Annotated in this window: 6 protein-coding genes and 2 pseudogenes; 4 read left to right on the forward strand and 4 right to left on the reverse strand. The window is 70.4% G+C overall.

Annotation, left to right across the window (positions count from 1 at the left end; translation table 11 throughout):
* Window positions 1–107: 107 nt before the first annotated feature.
* Window positions 108–1,592, reverse strand: a complete 1,485-nt coding sequence (locus tag ACFXOM_RS23655) for a nucleobase:cation symporter-2 family protein (RefSeq protein WP_385039133.1) — start codon at window positions 1,590–1,592, stop codon at window positions 108–110.
* Window positions 1,593–2,009: 417 nt separating this feature from the next.
* Here ACFXOM_RS23655 and ACFXOM_RS23660 point away from each other — a divergent pair.
* The 4 genes and pseudogenes from ACFXOM_RS23660 to ACFXOM_RS23675 form a co-directional block, all read left to right on the forward strand.
* A pseudogene (locus ACFXOM_RS23660) lies at window positions 2,010–2,521 on the forward strand (transposase); the annotation flags it as partial.
* 183 nt (window positions 2,522–2,704) lie between these two features.
* Window positions 2,705–2,878, forward strand: a pseudogene (locus ACFXOM_RS23665) (adenosine deaminase); the annotation flags it as partial.
* Between the two features lie 149 nt (window positions 2,879–3,027).
* Window positions 3,028–3,540, forward strand: coding sequence for a SigE family RNA polymerase sigma factor (locus ACFXOM_RS23670; RefSeq protein WP_385039135.1), 513 nt, complete (start codon window positions 3,028–3,030; stop codon window positions 3,538–3,540).
* Window positions 3,541–3,602: 62 nt separating this feature from the next.
* On the forward strand, window positions 3,603–4,784 hold the full coding sequence (locus tag ACFXOM_RS23675; RefSeq protein ID WP_385039138.1) for a hypothetical protein: 1,182 nt from the start codon (window positions 3,603–3,605) through the stop codon (window positions 4,782–4,784).
* Between the two features lie 305 nt (window positions 4,785–5,089).
* On the opposite strand, the gene ACFXOM_RS23680 is transcribed toward ACFXOM_RS23675, so the two are convergent.
* The 3 genes from ACFXOM_RS23680 to ACFXOM_RS23690 all read right to left on the reverse strand — a co-directional run bounded on the left by ACFXOM_RS23680 (window position 5,090) and on the right by ACFXOM_RS23690 (window position 14,461).
* On the reverse strand, window positions 5,090–9,487 hold the full coding sequence (locus ACFXOM_RS23680; RefSeq protein ID WP_385039141.1) for a trypsin-like peptidase domain-containing protein: 4,398 nt from the start codon (window positions 9,485–9,487) through the stop codon (window positions 5,090–5,092).
* Between the two features lie 223 nt (window positions 9,488–9,710).
* Window positions 9,711–14,045 (reverse strand): trypsin-like peptidase domain-containing protein, encoded by a 4,335-nt coding sequence (locus ACFXOM_RS23685; RefSeq protein ID WP_385039143.1) that lies wholly within the window; start codon window positions 14,043–14,045, stop codon window positions 9,711–9,713.
* An 11-nt stretch (window positions 14,046–14,056) separates the two neighbouring features.
* The gene (locus ACFXOM_RS23690; RefSeq protein WP_384934678.1) at window positions 14,057–14,461 is read right to left on the reverse strand and encodes a CU044_2847 family protein; all 405 of its coding nucleotides are present in this window, start codon (window positions 14,459–14,461) and stop codon (window positions 14,057–14,059) included.
* Window positions 14,462–14,697: the final 236 nt, after the last annotated feature.

A 14,697-nucleotide genomic window follows, 5' to 3' on the forward strand; every position in this document is an offset into this window, starting at 1 on the left:
GGGGCGTGGGTTTGTGGGGGGTGGGGGGGGGGGAAGAAAAGGAAAACAGGCCCCTCCCCCCCCCGAAACCCGGGGGGGTGGGGGGGGCCCAGCACCCCTTGGGAGGATCAGGGAGCGGCAGGGGACGGTGAGGGGTCGGCGTCGTCCAGCTTCTCGGCTATGGGGGCAGGAGCGGTGGCCTGGGCCGTCACCGCCTCGGGGGCCTTGGCGTCGGCCCCGGGAGTGTCGTGGGCGTTGTCCTTCGCCGGGCCGTTGAAGATGAGGTTGAGCACGATGGCGGCCGTGGCGCCGAGGGTGACACCGCTGTTGAGCAGCGACGACAGGTCCGCGTCCATGTGCTTGGTGAAGAAGACGGGGACAGTCGCGGGGAGCAGGGCGAAGGCGAGGGAGATGCCGACGATCAGCGCGTTCTTCTCCTCCTTGAGGTCCACCTTGCCCAGGGTCTGGATGCCGGCCAGGGCGACCATGGCGAACATGACGGTCGCGGCGCCACCGAGGACCCCGTGAGGGACGGCCGCGACGATCGCGGCGGCCTTGGGTAGAAGACCGAGGATGATCATGAAGACACCGGCGGCGACGACCACGAACCGGCTCTTCACCTTCGTCATCCGCACCAGGCCGACGTTCTCGGCGAATGCGACGTACGGGAAGGAGTTGAGGACACCGCCAAGGGCAGTGGCGGCGCCGTCGGCGCGCAGGGCGCGGGCCACGGTCTCGCTGTCGACATCCTTGCCGACGATGTCGCCGATGGCGTAGGTGTCGCCGGTCGTCTCGACCATGGTGATCAGCATGACGATGAGCATCAGGACGATGGGGAACCACTCGAACTTCGGGACGCCGAAGTGGAAGGGGGTGGTGACACCGATCCAGTCGGACTTGGCCACGTCGCTGAACTTCGCATCGCCGAGCACGAAGGCCACGCCGGTGCCGAAGACCAGGCCCAGGAGGATCGCGATGCTGGAGAGGAACGGCCTGCCGAGCTTCATGAGGACAAGGATGAAGAGCATCGTGCCGCCGGCGTAGGCGAAGTTCTTCGGCTCGCCGAAGTCGGGGCTGCCGAGGCCGCCTGCCGCGTCGTTGAGGCCGACCGGGATCAGGACGATGCCCAGCACGGTGATCACCGTGCCTGTGACGACCGGCGGGAAGAGCCGCATGACCATCCGGAACGCCTTGGCGGGCAGCCAGGCGAAGGCGAAGGTGGCGACACCGGCGGTGATGACCGCACCGTAGATGACCAGCAGGGCGGCCGTTCCGCCGCCCGCGCCGAGGCCGATGGCGATCATCGGGGACACGGCTGTGAAGGTCACACCCTGGATCAGCGGCAGTCGCGCGCCGACTCGGCCGATGCCCCACGCCTGGATGATCGACGCTATGCCGCAGGTGAAGAGGTCCGCGTTGATCAGGTAGACCAACTGTTCAGGGCTCAGCTTGAGTGCGCTGCCCACGATGATCGGGACGATCACCGCGCCAGCATAGAAGGCGAGTACGTGTTGGAAGCCGTACAGCGCGAGCTTGGGGACGGGGAGCACCTCGTCGACCGGGTGCGTGCTCTGCTTTCCGTCGGTGGAAAGCCAGGCGGCGACACGTGCCATCTCAGCCTTGCCCTTCAAGGTAGGTAAGTGAGAGGGGATCTGGTTATCCCTGGGCGAAGTGGGTCGTTGACCCGTTGGTTCGCCAGGGTTTTCAGTACGTTCACGTGGGTCGAAGTCTCGCAGTGCGGCGCGGTGGCTTCTCGGCGTGTGACCGGAATTGAACGCCTGTGGGAGGCCTCACAGATAGCGTCGGCTTCTACAAACTGTAGACCCTCCGAGGATCCCGATTTGTAGATTTCTCCAGTGGTGGAGGATCCGGTTGCAGGGGTATAAGCCCCCTGTTTCGGAGGGGAGCGTTCCGGCTCTGCGAGTGCGCAGCGCACCGGCCGTGAGCTGCCACGACAGGCTTTGCGGTCCGGCGACGACGCCGAAAGGCGAGCCCGTTCCGGCGACCCTGCGGGCGGGCGGAACGAGCTGGTATTCGTCGACTCCCGCGCCGATCTGGTCGCCGAGGGCACCCGGACGGTCAACCGTCTGCGGGCCCTGCCGGCCAGGATGTTCCCGCCCTGGAGCGAGCCTTGGAGGTCACCAATGCCGGTCCGCTGGTCCTGCTGAGCGGCTACCGGACGGCCGTCGCCGGAGCGCAGGCCATCGCAGTCGTGGTGCACAGCCTCGTGCTGGAGGTGATGGCCTCAAGGAGAAGGTCGCGGAGATCGACAAGCGTGTCGAGGGCCGGTTTCGTGATCACCGCCTCGCCGCGGTGATCGAGTCCATGCCCGGCATGGGACCTGTGCCCGGTGCCGAGTTCCTCGCCGCAACGGGAGGTGACCTGGCCGCCCTTCCCGACCCCGGACTGTCTGGCGGCCTTCGCGGGGGTGGCGCCGGCACCCCGGGGCTCGGGGAGGGTCAGCGGCAACCTGCACCGGCCCAAGCGGTATCACCGCAGTCTGCAGCGGGTGTTCTTCCAGTCCGCGCTCATCGGCGTCCGCGGAGCAAAGGACCCAGAGCCCGCTCCAAGTGGTCGACCGGATCGGTGGCGCTGCTCGGCCATGTCGTCGTCCGTCGTCCGTCGTCCGTCGGCCGGGAGAGCCGGAGGTGTATGCCGACACCGCCGATCTGCACGAGCGGTTCTGTCCCGGGAACCCTGGCTGGGGTCATCCGCCGGTGGAGGGGACATGCAGTGGTTCACGGTCAAGGCGATGAAGTCCGCTTTCATCACCTTTGGTGAACGTCTCCCGATCATCAACGACGTGATCAAGTCCGGCTACGCGGAGCTGAAGGCCGAGTGGCTGTTCCGGCAGACCGAGGCCGCCACGAGCGGAGGGCGTTCACACGTCGAAGGCTGAGCAGACGAGGGTGAGGGCAGGGCGTCGTGGCACGCCCGGCCCTCTGCTGGAAAAGGCGGGTGAAACATTCAGCAGGGGGTGGCGCGTCGAACAGATGGAGGACGTCGCCAGCGACACAAGCGACACCATGGAGCATGAAGGGGGAGGGCATGAGATCGGCCCGCGCGGACGAGTTCAGGGACTTCGCGGTCAGCCGCGCCGGACATCTCTACCGCTCCGCATGCCTGTTGACCAGCGGCGACACCCATCTCGCCGAGGACCTCGTCCAGGAAACACTCGGCCGGATGTACGCGATGGGGAGCCGGATCGCCCGGATCGACAACCCCGCTGCCTATGCCCAGACCGTCCTCGTACGGACCTTCCTCAGCCACCGCAGGCTGCGCTCCACAGGGGAGAGGCCGCTGGCGGAACTGCCCGACACCGCCTCCGGCCACGGCGACGACCCAGCGCTGAGGATCGCGCTGCTCGCCGCGCTGGCGGAGCTCGCGCCCAAGGACCGCGCCGTGGTGGTGCTCCGGTACTGGGAGGACCGCACCATCGAAGAGACCGCTGACGCGATGCACGTCAGCTCCGCCGCGGTGCGCACCCGTTCGACCCGGGCCCTGGCCCGGTTGCGTGAGCGGCTGGGCGACAACTACTCCGAGTTGGTCGCGGCTCTCTAGCCGGTCCGTCGTCCCTTGACCCCTTTTCATGTTCGGCACAGATCAGGAGCTGGTGGTTCCGCATGCCCTTTGAAGACGAACTCGGCAAGGTGCTCCAGAACACCGGGGGCACGTTCACCGCAGACCATCGCGCCCTCGTGGCAGGGGGTCTGACCCGGGGCCGGCGCCGGGTGGCTCGCCGGCGCGCGGGCATCGCGGTCGGCAGCACCCTGGCCGTGGCGCTGATCGCCACCGGTGGGGTGTATCTGAGCGGTGGCGAACGCGCCGACGAGTCCGCAGCAACGCCCAGGCTCCCTCGGGACTACGGCCACTTCGCGATCACCGCCGAGGAGATCGGCGGCATCCTGGAGAACGCCATGAACAGGTCCGGGATCGCTGTCATGAAACCCGATGTCGAGAGCTCAGGCAGCACCGACGCGGCCAGACCCGCGACCGCGTCCATCGTCTTCGACACCAGCTTCGGCGAGGAGAAGGTGACGCTGTCCGTACGCCGCGCCGACCCCGCGGACGCCGGGGTGAAGAAGCTGCTCGTCTGCCCGGACGTGAAGGGCTCACCGTACGAGGAGTGCACCAACCAGCCAGGCGACCGTGCCGTGAAGGGCTACACGGAAGCGGGCAAGGCCGGCGGTGTCAAGAAGTGGGCGGTCACCACGGTCTCCCCGAACGGCTACGTCATCGAGACCAGCACTCAGAACGTGCAGGTGGCGGGTTCTGTCCCACCCCAGGGCCACAACCCGCGCATGAACCCCGGCAAGCTGCGCCATCTGGCGATGTTCGTCGACGGCTCCCTCACCTCCGCCGGAGAGGCGAACGCCTTCGGCACGGTGGCGCCGGGCTCCGAGGCCGAACCGGGCGACATCCTGCCCATCCTCAAGTACCTGTTGCCCCCGCGGCTGAAGGTGGGCTCGGAGGGCGCTTCCTCCAGCGCCGAGGGGCATGTCGTGGTGTCGGACGGAAGCGGCGGAGAGACCTATATCGACGCGACCCGGTGGGCGGTCGCCACCATGGTGGACGCCAACGTGCTGCCCGACGGGACCAAGATCAGCACCCGGAGCCGGCCGGGCAGCCAGCCGGGGGTCATCGAACTGCAGGTCGGCGTGAACCGGGTGAACGGTCTGAGCATGATCTTCACGGCGTACAACGCCCCGACCCCGAAGTCCGCGAAGCGAGGAGCCGCTCCACTCATCACCCTGGACGAGCTCAAGACCATCGCCCTCAGCCGGACCTGGCTCACGGCCCGTTGACCCGACGGCCGTCCGACGTAAGCGGGGACCCCGACGGGGGTGGGGTCCCCGCACCTCTTCTGCTCTTGTTCACTGACCTCTTCAGCGGCGCCACCGATCGAGTGACGTACAGATGATGTCGCGCTCGCAGACCCCCCGAAAGTCCGGAAGATCTGGGCAGACCAGGGCTTCGCCGGCCGCCTGGTCGACTGGGTCGCGCAGACCCTCAGCCGCGTGGTGGAGATCGTCCGCAAGGACCCGGACAAGCGCGGATTCCAGGTCCCAAAAACCGATCGAGGCAGAGACCAGAGTGAGTCTGACGTCGCTCAGTCATCCCGGGTACAGGGTTTCCGGGACTTCGGATCGACAGGGAGCAGATCCACCTCGCTGCGGGTGAGTTCCCGGTCGCCGATGATGTCGCACAGCTCGCGGTACCACCGATCCGGCGCCAGGTGGAGAGGTCCGCCGGTGCCGTCGGGGGCGACGTGGAGCACGGTGCTGCCGTCCGCCGAGGCGGCCAGGAACGAGTGCTGCCCGTCGAGCGCGCTTTCGCGCGGGCCGGTGAACGAGTAGAACGACTCGTAGCCGGGCTCGCCGATCCGGTAGACGCGTACGGTGTTGTTCGCGGCGACGAGGTAGCGGCCCTCGCCCTCCAGGAATTCGACGGCGAACGGCGTGCCCGCCGACTCGGCGAGGCTGCGCAGAGGGCCGATCTCCTTGTGCGGCGGGTCGCTACGCCGCCACAGTTCCAACACCGAGCCCCTGCGCAGGATCGCGAAGTACTCGCCCTTGGCGTCGAACTGGGTGGCCAGGATGTCGTCGCCGGTCTTCACCGTCTCGGTGATGCGCCCGGTGGTGACGTCGACGATATGGATGCCGGGCCGGTCCAGGACGATGACGGCGACCCGGTTCGCCACCGGGTAGGGGCCGATCGTCACCTCCGCGTCCTTGGCTCCTCCGGCTCGGGAGCGGACCGTCGCGGCGTCGAAGCGCGCGAGTCGCCGGCCGGTGCGCGGTTCCCATTGCTCGACGATGTTTCCCGAGGCCGTGATCAGTTTCCCGCCGCGGTCGAAGAAGTAGCCGAAATCGTCGTTCGGGTGCTTGCTGCTGCCCTCGTTGTCGTCGATCTCGATGTCCCCGATCGACGGGGTGGAGTCGTCGAGTCGGGGAGGTTCGGCGGTGGTGACGGTGGTGGTGCGGCGCAGCGTGGTGGCGTCGCGAACGGTGACGATGTTCGCGCCCTCGCGGTCGGCGACGAGCCGTCCGGTGCGGTCGAGGGCGAGGGGTTCGGAGGCTTCGGGTACCCAGTAGGGCTTGCGGCGCGGTACGTCGGCGAGCACGCGGGCGCTGTCCTCGCGCGCGTGGTGCCGTTGCATGCGCGAGCCGTCCGTCAGGACGGTGATCGTGTACTTGCCGTCGTGCGTGAGGAGTCCCTGGGCGACCTCGACGAACCAGTTTCCGGGGCGCAGTTGGACGAAACCGATCAACGACTCGTTGTGGCGGACGTAGTAGAGCCTGCCGCCGGACTCCGCGAGCCATGGGCTGCTCTTGGCGAGCGAGGAGGTCGAGCCGGGCAGGCCGTTGCGGGACAGGACCTTGCCGTCGCGCATGTCGACGACGGTGAGGCCCTTGAGGGAGCTGAGAGCGACACGGAGGCCGGAGCTGTCGAGGGACTGCACGGAGCAGATGGTGGATGCGAAATCCTTGTCCTTCTCCCTGTAGGCGTAGCCTTCTCGCGAGCCGTCGCGGACCCGGTGGACGGTGACCTCGGTGGTCTCGCCCCGCACGTGGCACAGGACGGCTCGGGTCCGGTCGCCGGAGATGCGGATCTGGTCGGCGTCGGCGCGTACCACGAGCCAGCTCCTGCCGGTCTTGAGGTCGAGGGCGAGCAGGCTGCCCTTCTCGCCCTGACCGAAGTCGCGGAACCGCTTGTAGACGGGGACCAGCAGTGTCCGGTCGTCGGGGGCCGGCCACATCTTGAACTCGAGGCCCTTGGGCGCCGGAAGGTTCCCGGCGAGGACGCCGTGCGGGCCGCTGTTCAGGTTCCACCAGATAATGCGTTTGCGCACGTGGGCGACCATGATCGTGCCGTCGAGGGACATCGCGGGGGTTACGGTGTCGCTCCAGTTCGTGCCGATGCCGGGGGCGTCGGGGAGCCGGTGCAGCGGCCCGACGGGCTGCTTCGCGTCGGGGCGCACCTCGAACCACACGGCCTTGCCGTCGTACTGAACGTAGGCGGCGCGTCTCCCGTCTGCGGACACCATGACGTACTGGACCTTGTCGGTGGATGGCACCCGCACGGTGCGCAGCGGTCCGGTCAGGGAGTGCACGAACAGGGTAGCGCCGGAGCGCTTGGCCGCCCCGAGGACCACGTCGCCGTCACGGCTCTTGTCGAAGACGGTGTCGCCGAGCTCGCCGGAGAGCACCCGGTCGTAATCCTTGTACTGAAGGTACTGGCGCAGCAGTTCGTTCTTGGCCTCCTGTGTGGGGGACATGTCGTAGGCGGCGAGGGAGAGCAACGCGGCGCGGGCCGGGTCGGTGACCGTCGACTCCGGCGCGGCCTGGGCGAGGGCACGGGAGGCACCGAGGGCGGCACGTTCCTGGCTGCTGCGGCGTTCGACGACATAGAGCATGCTGAGCACCAGGACGAACGCCAGGGCCGTGGCCAGACCGGAGAACAGGGCCCGCCGCCGTCGGGCGCGGGCGCGGCGGTGGGCCCGGCCAGCCCTCAGGTAGTCCCGCTCAGCCTCGCTCAGGACCGCGGCACGCTCCGGGAGCCACTGTTCGGCGCCGGCCACCGCCGTGGAGGTCGGCAGGTGGTCGGGGGAACGGTCCGCCTCCTGCCAGCGCACCATTTCGTGCTGCACGGTCTCCCGCCAGCCGAGGAAGGACCTGTCCTCGGCCACCCACGCGGCGAGCTTGTCCCACTCACCGATCAGCGCCTCGTGCGTGAACTCCACGGTCTCGGTGCCCTCGGCGCTGCGGTCGGTGACGAGCAGCCGGGTGTGCGCGGCGAGGCGCTGGGCGATGCGCCACTGGTCCTCGCTGAGGTCGCCGCGCCGAGCGAGGCGCCGGGTGGCCGCAGCGGCACCGAGCGGCAACCGGACGAGCTGGGTGAACAGCCGGCGGGCGGTTGCCTCGTCGTCCGGAAGCACGTGTTCGGCCCAGACCCGGTCGGCGTGGTTGCCGAGCGCGCCGCTGACCCCGCCGAGTTCATCGTACGCGCGGTGGGTGAGCACGCCGTCCTCCTGCCCCTGCCACAGCAGGTCGAGGGTGAGGGCGAGGAGCGGCAGCGCGCCTGGTTCGGTGCCAGTGTCGGCAAGGATGCGCTCGGCGAGATGGGGCTCGTAGGAGACGCCGGGGAGGCGTTCGACGGGGGTGGCGACAATGTCGCGCAGGCCGTCCTCGCCGAGCGGCCCGAGGGCGTGCAGGTGCCGACCGGTAACGGGTCCGAGGTGTGGGTGACCGAGGACGGGTTCGAGGAAGTCGGCGCGCAGGGTGGCGAGTACGCGGACGGCGGGCGGCAGGGCGTCGGCGGCGAACAACACGTCGGCCAGTTCGCGCACCGCGTCTGGGGGCTGCGACAGCAGCTCCTCCAACTGATCGACGATCACGAGCAGTCGACTGCCACCCTGGACCTCGAGCAGGCGGTCGGTCGTGTCCGCGAGGCCGTGGTGGCGCAGTTGGTCGGACAGCGCGGGCAGGCGTGCCAGTCGTCGGGTCTCGGGCAGGTCGGGTTCCAGCAGCGGCAGCAGTGCGGAGGCGAGGGCCGCGAGGGGGCTGCTCCCGGACGCGGGTCGCAGGACGACGATGCAGGCGTCACGCGCTCGCAGCTGTGGCGCCACACCGGCGAGCGCCAGCGACGACTTGCCGGAACCCGATGGGCCCACGACGGTGACCCATTGCCGGTCGTCGAGCGCCCGGGCGATCGCGTCGCTCTCGTTCCGCCTGCCGTGGAAGACCGCCGCGTCGGTCTCCTCGAAGGCGGCGAGCCCGCGGAACGGCGCGGGAGGCCGCACGAGTGGGCCCAGTTCGGGCCAGGCGGCCACCAGACCGCTGGTGGGAATCAGATAGCTGATGGGCGGCTGACCGGACTCCGCCACCGTGACCATGCCGACCACGCCCGACAGACCGTCGTCCCACACCGGCCCACCGCTGAAGCCCCGCGACACCGGGTAACCGTCACCGGCGAGATCGGCCTGCATCCAGCCGTCGGCCTGCCGCCCCCGCAGCACCCCCGCGTGCCATACCCCGCCGGGGCGCCCGGCCGGCAGTCCGAAGGCCCGCACCCGATGTCCCCAGAGCTCGTCCGCGGCATCGTCGACGGTTGCGTCGGCCGGCTCGTCCGCGTCAACCAACCGCACGGGTCCCGCACCGGGCAGCGGAGCCGCGAACCGCAACACGGCGACATCGGCGGGAGCGGATGCCGCACCGCCCGGCACCCGGGGCGGCACCCACAGTTCGACGGTCGCGTCCGCTTGCGGCACGGTGGGCACGAGAGGCAGGTCGACCGAGAGCCGAGCGCCGGGTTCCGGTGGTGCGTCGGCCGACGTGCCGAGGGCGGCGGAGACCACGTGCGCGCAGGTCAGGGCGACCGTGTCGGACACCAGGAAGCCCACGCCGACGGGTTGCCTGCGTGCGTCCAGGATGCGTAGCAGCGCTCTGTCCAGGACCTTCGGGCCGATTGCCGCCGACTGGCGTTCCGGTCCCCGCGCCGACATCATCGCGCCGTCCGGTCCGACGGACGACGCCAGGTCTGGGGCACCGTGCAGCCGGGCTGCGCGGTGGTCCGGGAGACCCTCAGGTCTGCGCCGGCGGCGAGGGTCAGGCCGCGCGGGGCGGCACCCCCGGCGCCACCGGGCGCGGACAGGGGTGGTTCGACCGGATAAGCCATGCGTCCCCCTCGCTCGGACCTCGTCGTTCCTGCTCGCCGGACAACATCCGGCGCTACGGGCACAGTTGCCATGTCTTCGCCTCCGCCGGGAGGTCGTCGCGTTCGTCCGCCGTGAACGCGCGGTCTCCGACGATGCGGCACAGCTCCCGCTTCCACAGCTCCGGGTCGAGGACGAGGGCGCTGGCGGTCCTGTCAGAGGCGGCGTGGAGCACGGTCCTGCCGTCCTCGGACACGTCCGGGAACGAGTAGTCCCCCGTCCTGAGGGTCGAATCGGCGAACACGTACGTGTCGCCGTAGCTCCGCTCGCCGATCCGGTATGTGCGTACGGCATTGTCCGCGGCGATCAGGAAGCGGCCGTCGTCGAGGAAGACGGCGCGGTACGGGGTGACGCTGCTCTCGCCGACGGTGCTCAGCGGGCCGATCACCTTGCGCCCGGGGTCTCCGCGCTGCCACACCTCGAGTCCCGTCTCACGGCGCATGACCGCGAAGTACCGTCCGTCGGAGCTGAATTCGGCGGAGAGGACGTCCCCGTCCGTGGGCACGCGGGTTGTGACGCGTCCGTCCGTGATGTCGACGACGCGGATGCCGCGCTGCCCCCGCACGATCACGGAGACCTGGTTGCGGTCCGGGTACGGGGCGATCGTCACGAGCGCGTTCGGGTCGTCGCCGGAGCGCAGCGCGCCGGCGTCGAAGCGGGCGGTCTGCCGGCCCGTTCGTGGATTCCACTGCTGGACGACGGTGCCGGAGACCGTCAGCAGGCGGCCGGTGTGGTCGAAGAAGTAGCGGAACTCGTACTGCTGGAAGTGCCAGCTGAGCGCCCCGCTGACGTCCAGGTCCCGGACCCCATGGGTGCCGGGCCGGGTCTTCGGCGGCCGGACGGCGGTCACGGTGGCCACCTTCCGCAGCGTCGACGTGTCCCGGACGACCACCGTGTCGGCGGACTCGCGGTCGGCGACGAACCTGCCGGTGCCGTCGAAGACGGGCAGGTCGGGCTGGTCGGGCACCCAGTACGGCTTCGCCCGGGACGACTCCGCGAGGACCTGCCCTCTCCGCCTCGGGTCGGCCGGGCGCAGTTCCATGCGGGAGCCGTCCTCGAGGACGGTGATCGTCCGCTTCCCGTCGGCGGTGAGCCGCTGCTGAGCGGCCTCGGGCAGTTGTCTGCCCGGTGTCAGTCCCAGGAAGGTGATCATCGACTCCTGTTGGCTCACGTAGTAGAGCCTGCCGTGCGATTCCGCGAGGAGGGGGGTGGGCGTGGACTGCGCGCCGGATCGCGGCAGCGGCGACCAGGAGATCGTCTCGCTCCTGTTCAGGTCCACGACGCGCAGTCCTTCACCTCTGGGGATCGAGACGCGCCGCCCGGTCGCGTCGACGGCATCCATAGTGCATATGTCAGTGACATATGCCTTGTCTCGCTCGCGGTAGGGGCGACCGACCCCGGCGCCGTCGGAGGTCCGGTGGCGGCTGACGACGGTGTGCTTGCCCTCCGCTCGGCACACGACCGCGGTGCGGCGGTCACCGGACACGAGGATCTCCTTGGCCCCGGACAGGAGTTCGATGATGCGGCCGGTGCCCATGTCCACGGACTGCAGCGCCTGCGCGCCCGACGCCGTGTAGACCTTCGTCAGCAGCGTCCGCCCGTCCGGGCCGAGCCACAGGGCGGTGTTCATGTCGCGGGGCGCGGGCACCTCACCGGCGAGGGTGCCACGGTCCAGGTTCCACCACACCAGGCGGCCCCGGACGCGCGCCGCGAGGACACGGCCGTCTGCCGACATCGCGGGGCGCGCCGAGGATTCCCAGCCGACGTCGCTGCCGCCCGGCGCGTCGGGCAGCCGGTGCATCGGGCCGATCAGGCCTCCGGCGCCGGTGTCCACCTCGAACCACACGGCCCGGCCGTCCGCCTGGACGTAGGCGCCGCGCCTGCCGTCCGCGGACACCGCGACTCCCTGGACCTGCCCGGTCGAGGGCACCTGGGCGCTGCGCACCGGGCCGGAGGCGGCGCCGACGTACAGGGCGGCCCGGCCCAGTTTCGAGGTGGCCAGCACGACGTCGCCGGTTGCACTGCTGGTGACCTCCCAGACCGTGCCCAGCACGCCGGACAGCACCCGGTCGTAGTCCTTGAAGCGCAGGTACTGCCGCAGGAGCGCGTTGCGGGCCTCCGGCGTCGGCGCCGTGCGGTAGGCGGCAAGTGCCTTCAGCACGCCGAGAGCGGGTTCCGTGCGTACGTCGTCCCCCGCGGCTACCGCGAGAGCGCGGGAGGTGGCCTCCGCCGCGCGTTCCCGACTCTCCTCCCGCGTGGCGTAGAGCGACGACAGTGCCACCAGGACCAGTGCCACGACGAGACCGACGGCCGAGAGCACCGTCCGCCGACGACGGACCCTCGCGCGCCGGTGGGCGCGGCCGGCATCCAGGTAGCGCCGTTCGGCATCGGTCAGTTCTTCGCCGCGTTCGCTCAGCCACTGTTCGGACCGGGCGAGCTGCAGGGGCGTCGGAAGCAACTGCGAGGGACGCCCGGCGTGCTCCCAGCGGTCCATGTCCTGCTGCAGAGCGGCCCGCCACTCCAGGAAGGCACGGTCCCCGGTGGTCCAGTCGGCCAGTTTGCCCCAGTCCCTGATCAGTGCCTCGTGCGCGAGTTCCACGGTCTCGGTGCCGTCGACATCGAGGCCGGTCACCAACAGCCTGGTCCCGGCGAGCCGTTGCGCGACCCTCCACTCCTCGGCGCGCAGTTCGGTGCGCAACGCCATCCGCCGGACGGGTGCGGGCGTGCCGACCGGGACCCGGACGAGCCGGGTGAACAGCCGCCTGGCCGTCTCTTCGTCCCCGGGCGGCACGCACGCTTCCCAGACCCGGTCGGCGTGTTCGCCCAACGCGCCGGTCACGCCACCGAGTTCCTCGTACGCCCGGTGCGTCAGCAGGCCGCCCTGCTGCCGCTGCCACAGCAGGTCGAGGGTGAGGCCGAGGAGCGCCAGCCGACCCGGCCCCGGGTCGGTGTCGGCGAGGATGCGCTCGGCGAGATGGGGTTCGTAGGACACTCCCGGGAAGGCCTCCACGGGCACGGTCACGATCTCGCGCAGGCATTCCGGGGCCGGTGGGGCGAGCGCGTGCAGGTTTCCGCCGATCTCCGGGCCGAACCGCGGATGGGCCAGCACCGGCTCCAGGAAGTCGGCGCGCAACGTGATCAGTACGCGGACGGTGCCGGGCAGCGTGTCGCCCGTGAGCAGGTCGGCCAGCTCGTCGACGGCGTCCGCTTCCAGTCCGAGAACCTCCTCGAACTGGTCGACCACGAGGAGCAGTCGGCTGCCGCGCCGCAGCTGGAGCAGCCGGGCCACGAGGTCTGCCGGGCCGTGGCGGCGCAGCACGTCGACGAGTTCCGTGATCCGCTGGGGGCGCTCGTCCTCGGGCAGGCCGGGCTCCAGCAGTGGCAGCACCGCCGCCGCGAAGGCAGTGAGCGGGCTGCTGCCGGGAGTTGGCCTCACCACCACCACCTGGGCGCCTTCCGCTCGGAGCCGGGGCGCCACGCCGGCCAGGGCCAGCGACGATTTGCCGGATCCCGACGGTCCTACGACGGTGACCAGGCCCTCGGCGGCCAGTGCCCGCGCCACGTCGTCGCTTTCGGCCCGCCTGCCGTGGAAGATCGCCGCGTCCGTTTCCTGGAATGCCGAGAGAGCCCGGAACGGCGACGGCGGCAGCGTGACCGCGCGCAGCTCGGGCCGGGCGGCCAGCAGTCCGCCGGTGGGTATCAGGTAACTGACGGGCGGCTGTCCGGACTCGGCCACCGTGACCATGCCGACGACACCTGACAGCCGGTCGTCCCATACGGGGCCGCCGCTGAAGCCCCGGGACACCGGATACCCGTTGCCGGCGAGATCGGCCTGCACCCAGCCGTCCGCCTGCCGACCCCGCAACACCCCCGCGTGCCAGACCCCGCCGGGACGACCGACGGGCAGCCCGAACGCCCGCATCGGGTGCCCCCACAACTCGTGCGCGTCCACCAAACGCACCGGTGCCGCTCCCGGAAGCGGCGTCTGCAGCCGAAGCACGGCCACGTCGGCGAGCTCGACGACATCGTCGCGCGCGGAGGGCACCGAGGATCCCCCGCCGGGTGCCCGCGGCGGCACCCAGTGCTCGACACCGGCCGTCGTCGCAGGCGTGCCGCCGTCGGGCTGCGGGGCAGGCACGAGGGGAAGGTCGACCTGGATCCGGGCGGAAGCGGGAGGCGCCGCGTCCCCCGTCGTGCCCAGGGCCGCATGAACCACGTGCGCGCAGGTCAGGGCGAGCGTGTCGGAGACCAGGAAGGCGACGCCGACGGGTTGCCCACGGCCGTCGAGGACACGCAGTACGGCCGCGTCCAGGGACTGCGGGCCCGTACCCACGGTACGCTCGGGCGGCAACGCGGGCACTGTCATCCCGCGGCGTCCGCTGCCGGATCGCCGGACGATTCATTGCGCCAGGTCAGCGTGACCTTGAAGTTGGCCTGTCCGGTCGTCCGGGAGATCACCACGTCCGCCTCGGCCGACAGGGACAGGCCGAACTCGACGCCGATCTCGTCGGGTTGCCGTGTCATGTCGCGGAATCCGTCGACGAAGTTCTCCGCGACCGGCCGGATCCCGGCGAGCATGTCGCTCAGCGACCGGGTCGCCCGCGCCACGACCTGCCCCGGACGCGCGACCTGCACCAGCCCGTCCGCGACCTCGTCGATCTGGACCTTGACGATGCCGGTCGCATCCGACGGAGCGGAGTCTTCCGCCTCGCCACCCGCTCCCGCGCCACCCGCCCCGGAAACGGGCAACTCGACCAGGTACGCCATGCTTCCCCCTTCGCGACACCTGCCACACCGGCTCCGTACACTACCGATTCGACGGCCTGTCGGAACCGGACCGTCTTGAACTCTCCACGCAGGCTGCAGATATGACGGTGCGTCAGTAGAGTCATCGATGCCCTGGTTCCGCTCCCGCGTCCCGGAGGAGGTGATCGCAGGCCCGTGCGAGGACCGCCGTCTGCCGCTCGACGGGCACACTCGTTGCCACCTGGCGCTGCGCCGAC

This window comes from Streptomyces sp. NPDC059169, from assembly GCF_042755225.1.
Taxonomy (GTDB): domain Bacteria; phylum Actinomycetota; class Actinomycetes; order Streptomycetales; family Streptomycetaceae; genus Streptomyces.

Bases quoted from the DNA above. Each gene is read 5' to 3' on its own strand.
- ACFXOM_RS23655 (WP_385039133.1), bottom strand. From the start codon at position 1,592: ATGGCACGTGTCGCCGCCTGGCTTTCCACCGACGGAAAGCAGAGCACG.
- ACFXOM_RS23670 (WP_385039135.1), top strand. From the start codon at position 3,028: ATGAGATCGGCCCGCGCGGACGAGTTCAGGGACTTCGCGGTCAGCCGC.
- ACFXOM_RS23675 (WP_385039138.1), top strand. From the start codon at position 3,603: ATGCCCTTTGAAGACGAACTCGGCAAGGTGCTCCAGAACACCGGGGGC.
- ACFXOM_RS23680 (WP_385039141.1), bottom strand. From the start codon at position 9,487: ATGATGTCGGCGCGGGGACCGGAACGCCAGTCGGCGGCAATCGGCCCG.
- ACFXOM_RS23690 (WP_384934678.1), bottom strand. From the start codon at position 14,461: ATGGCGTACCTGGTCGAGTTGCCCGTTTCCGGGGCGGGTGGCGCGGGA.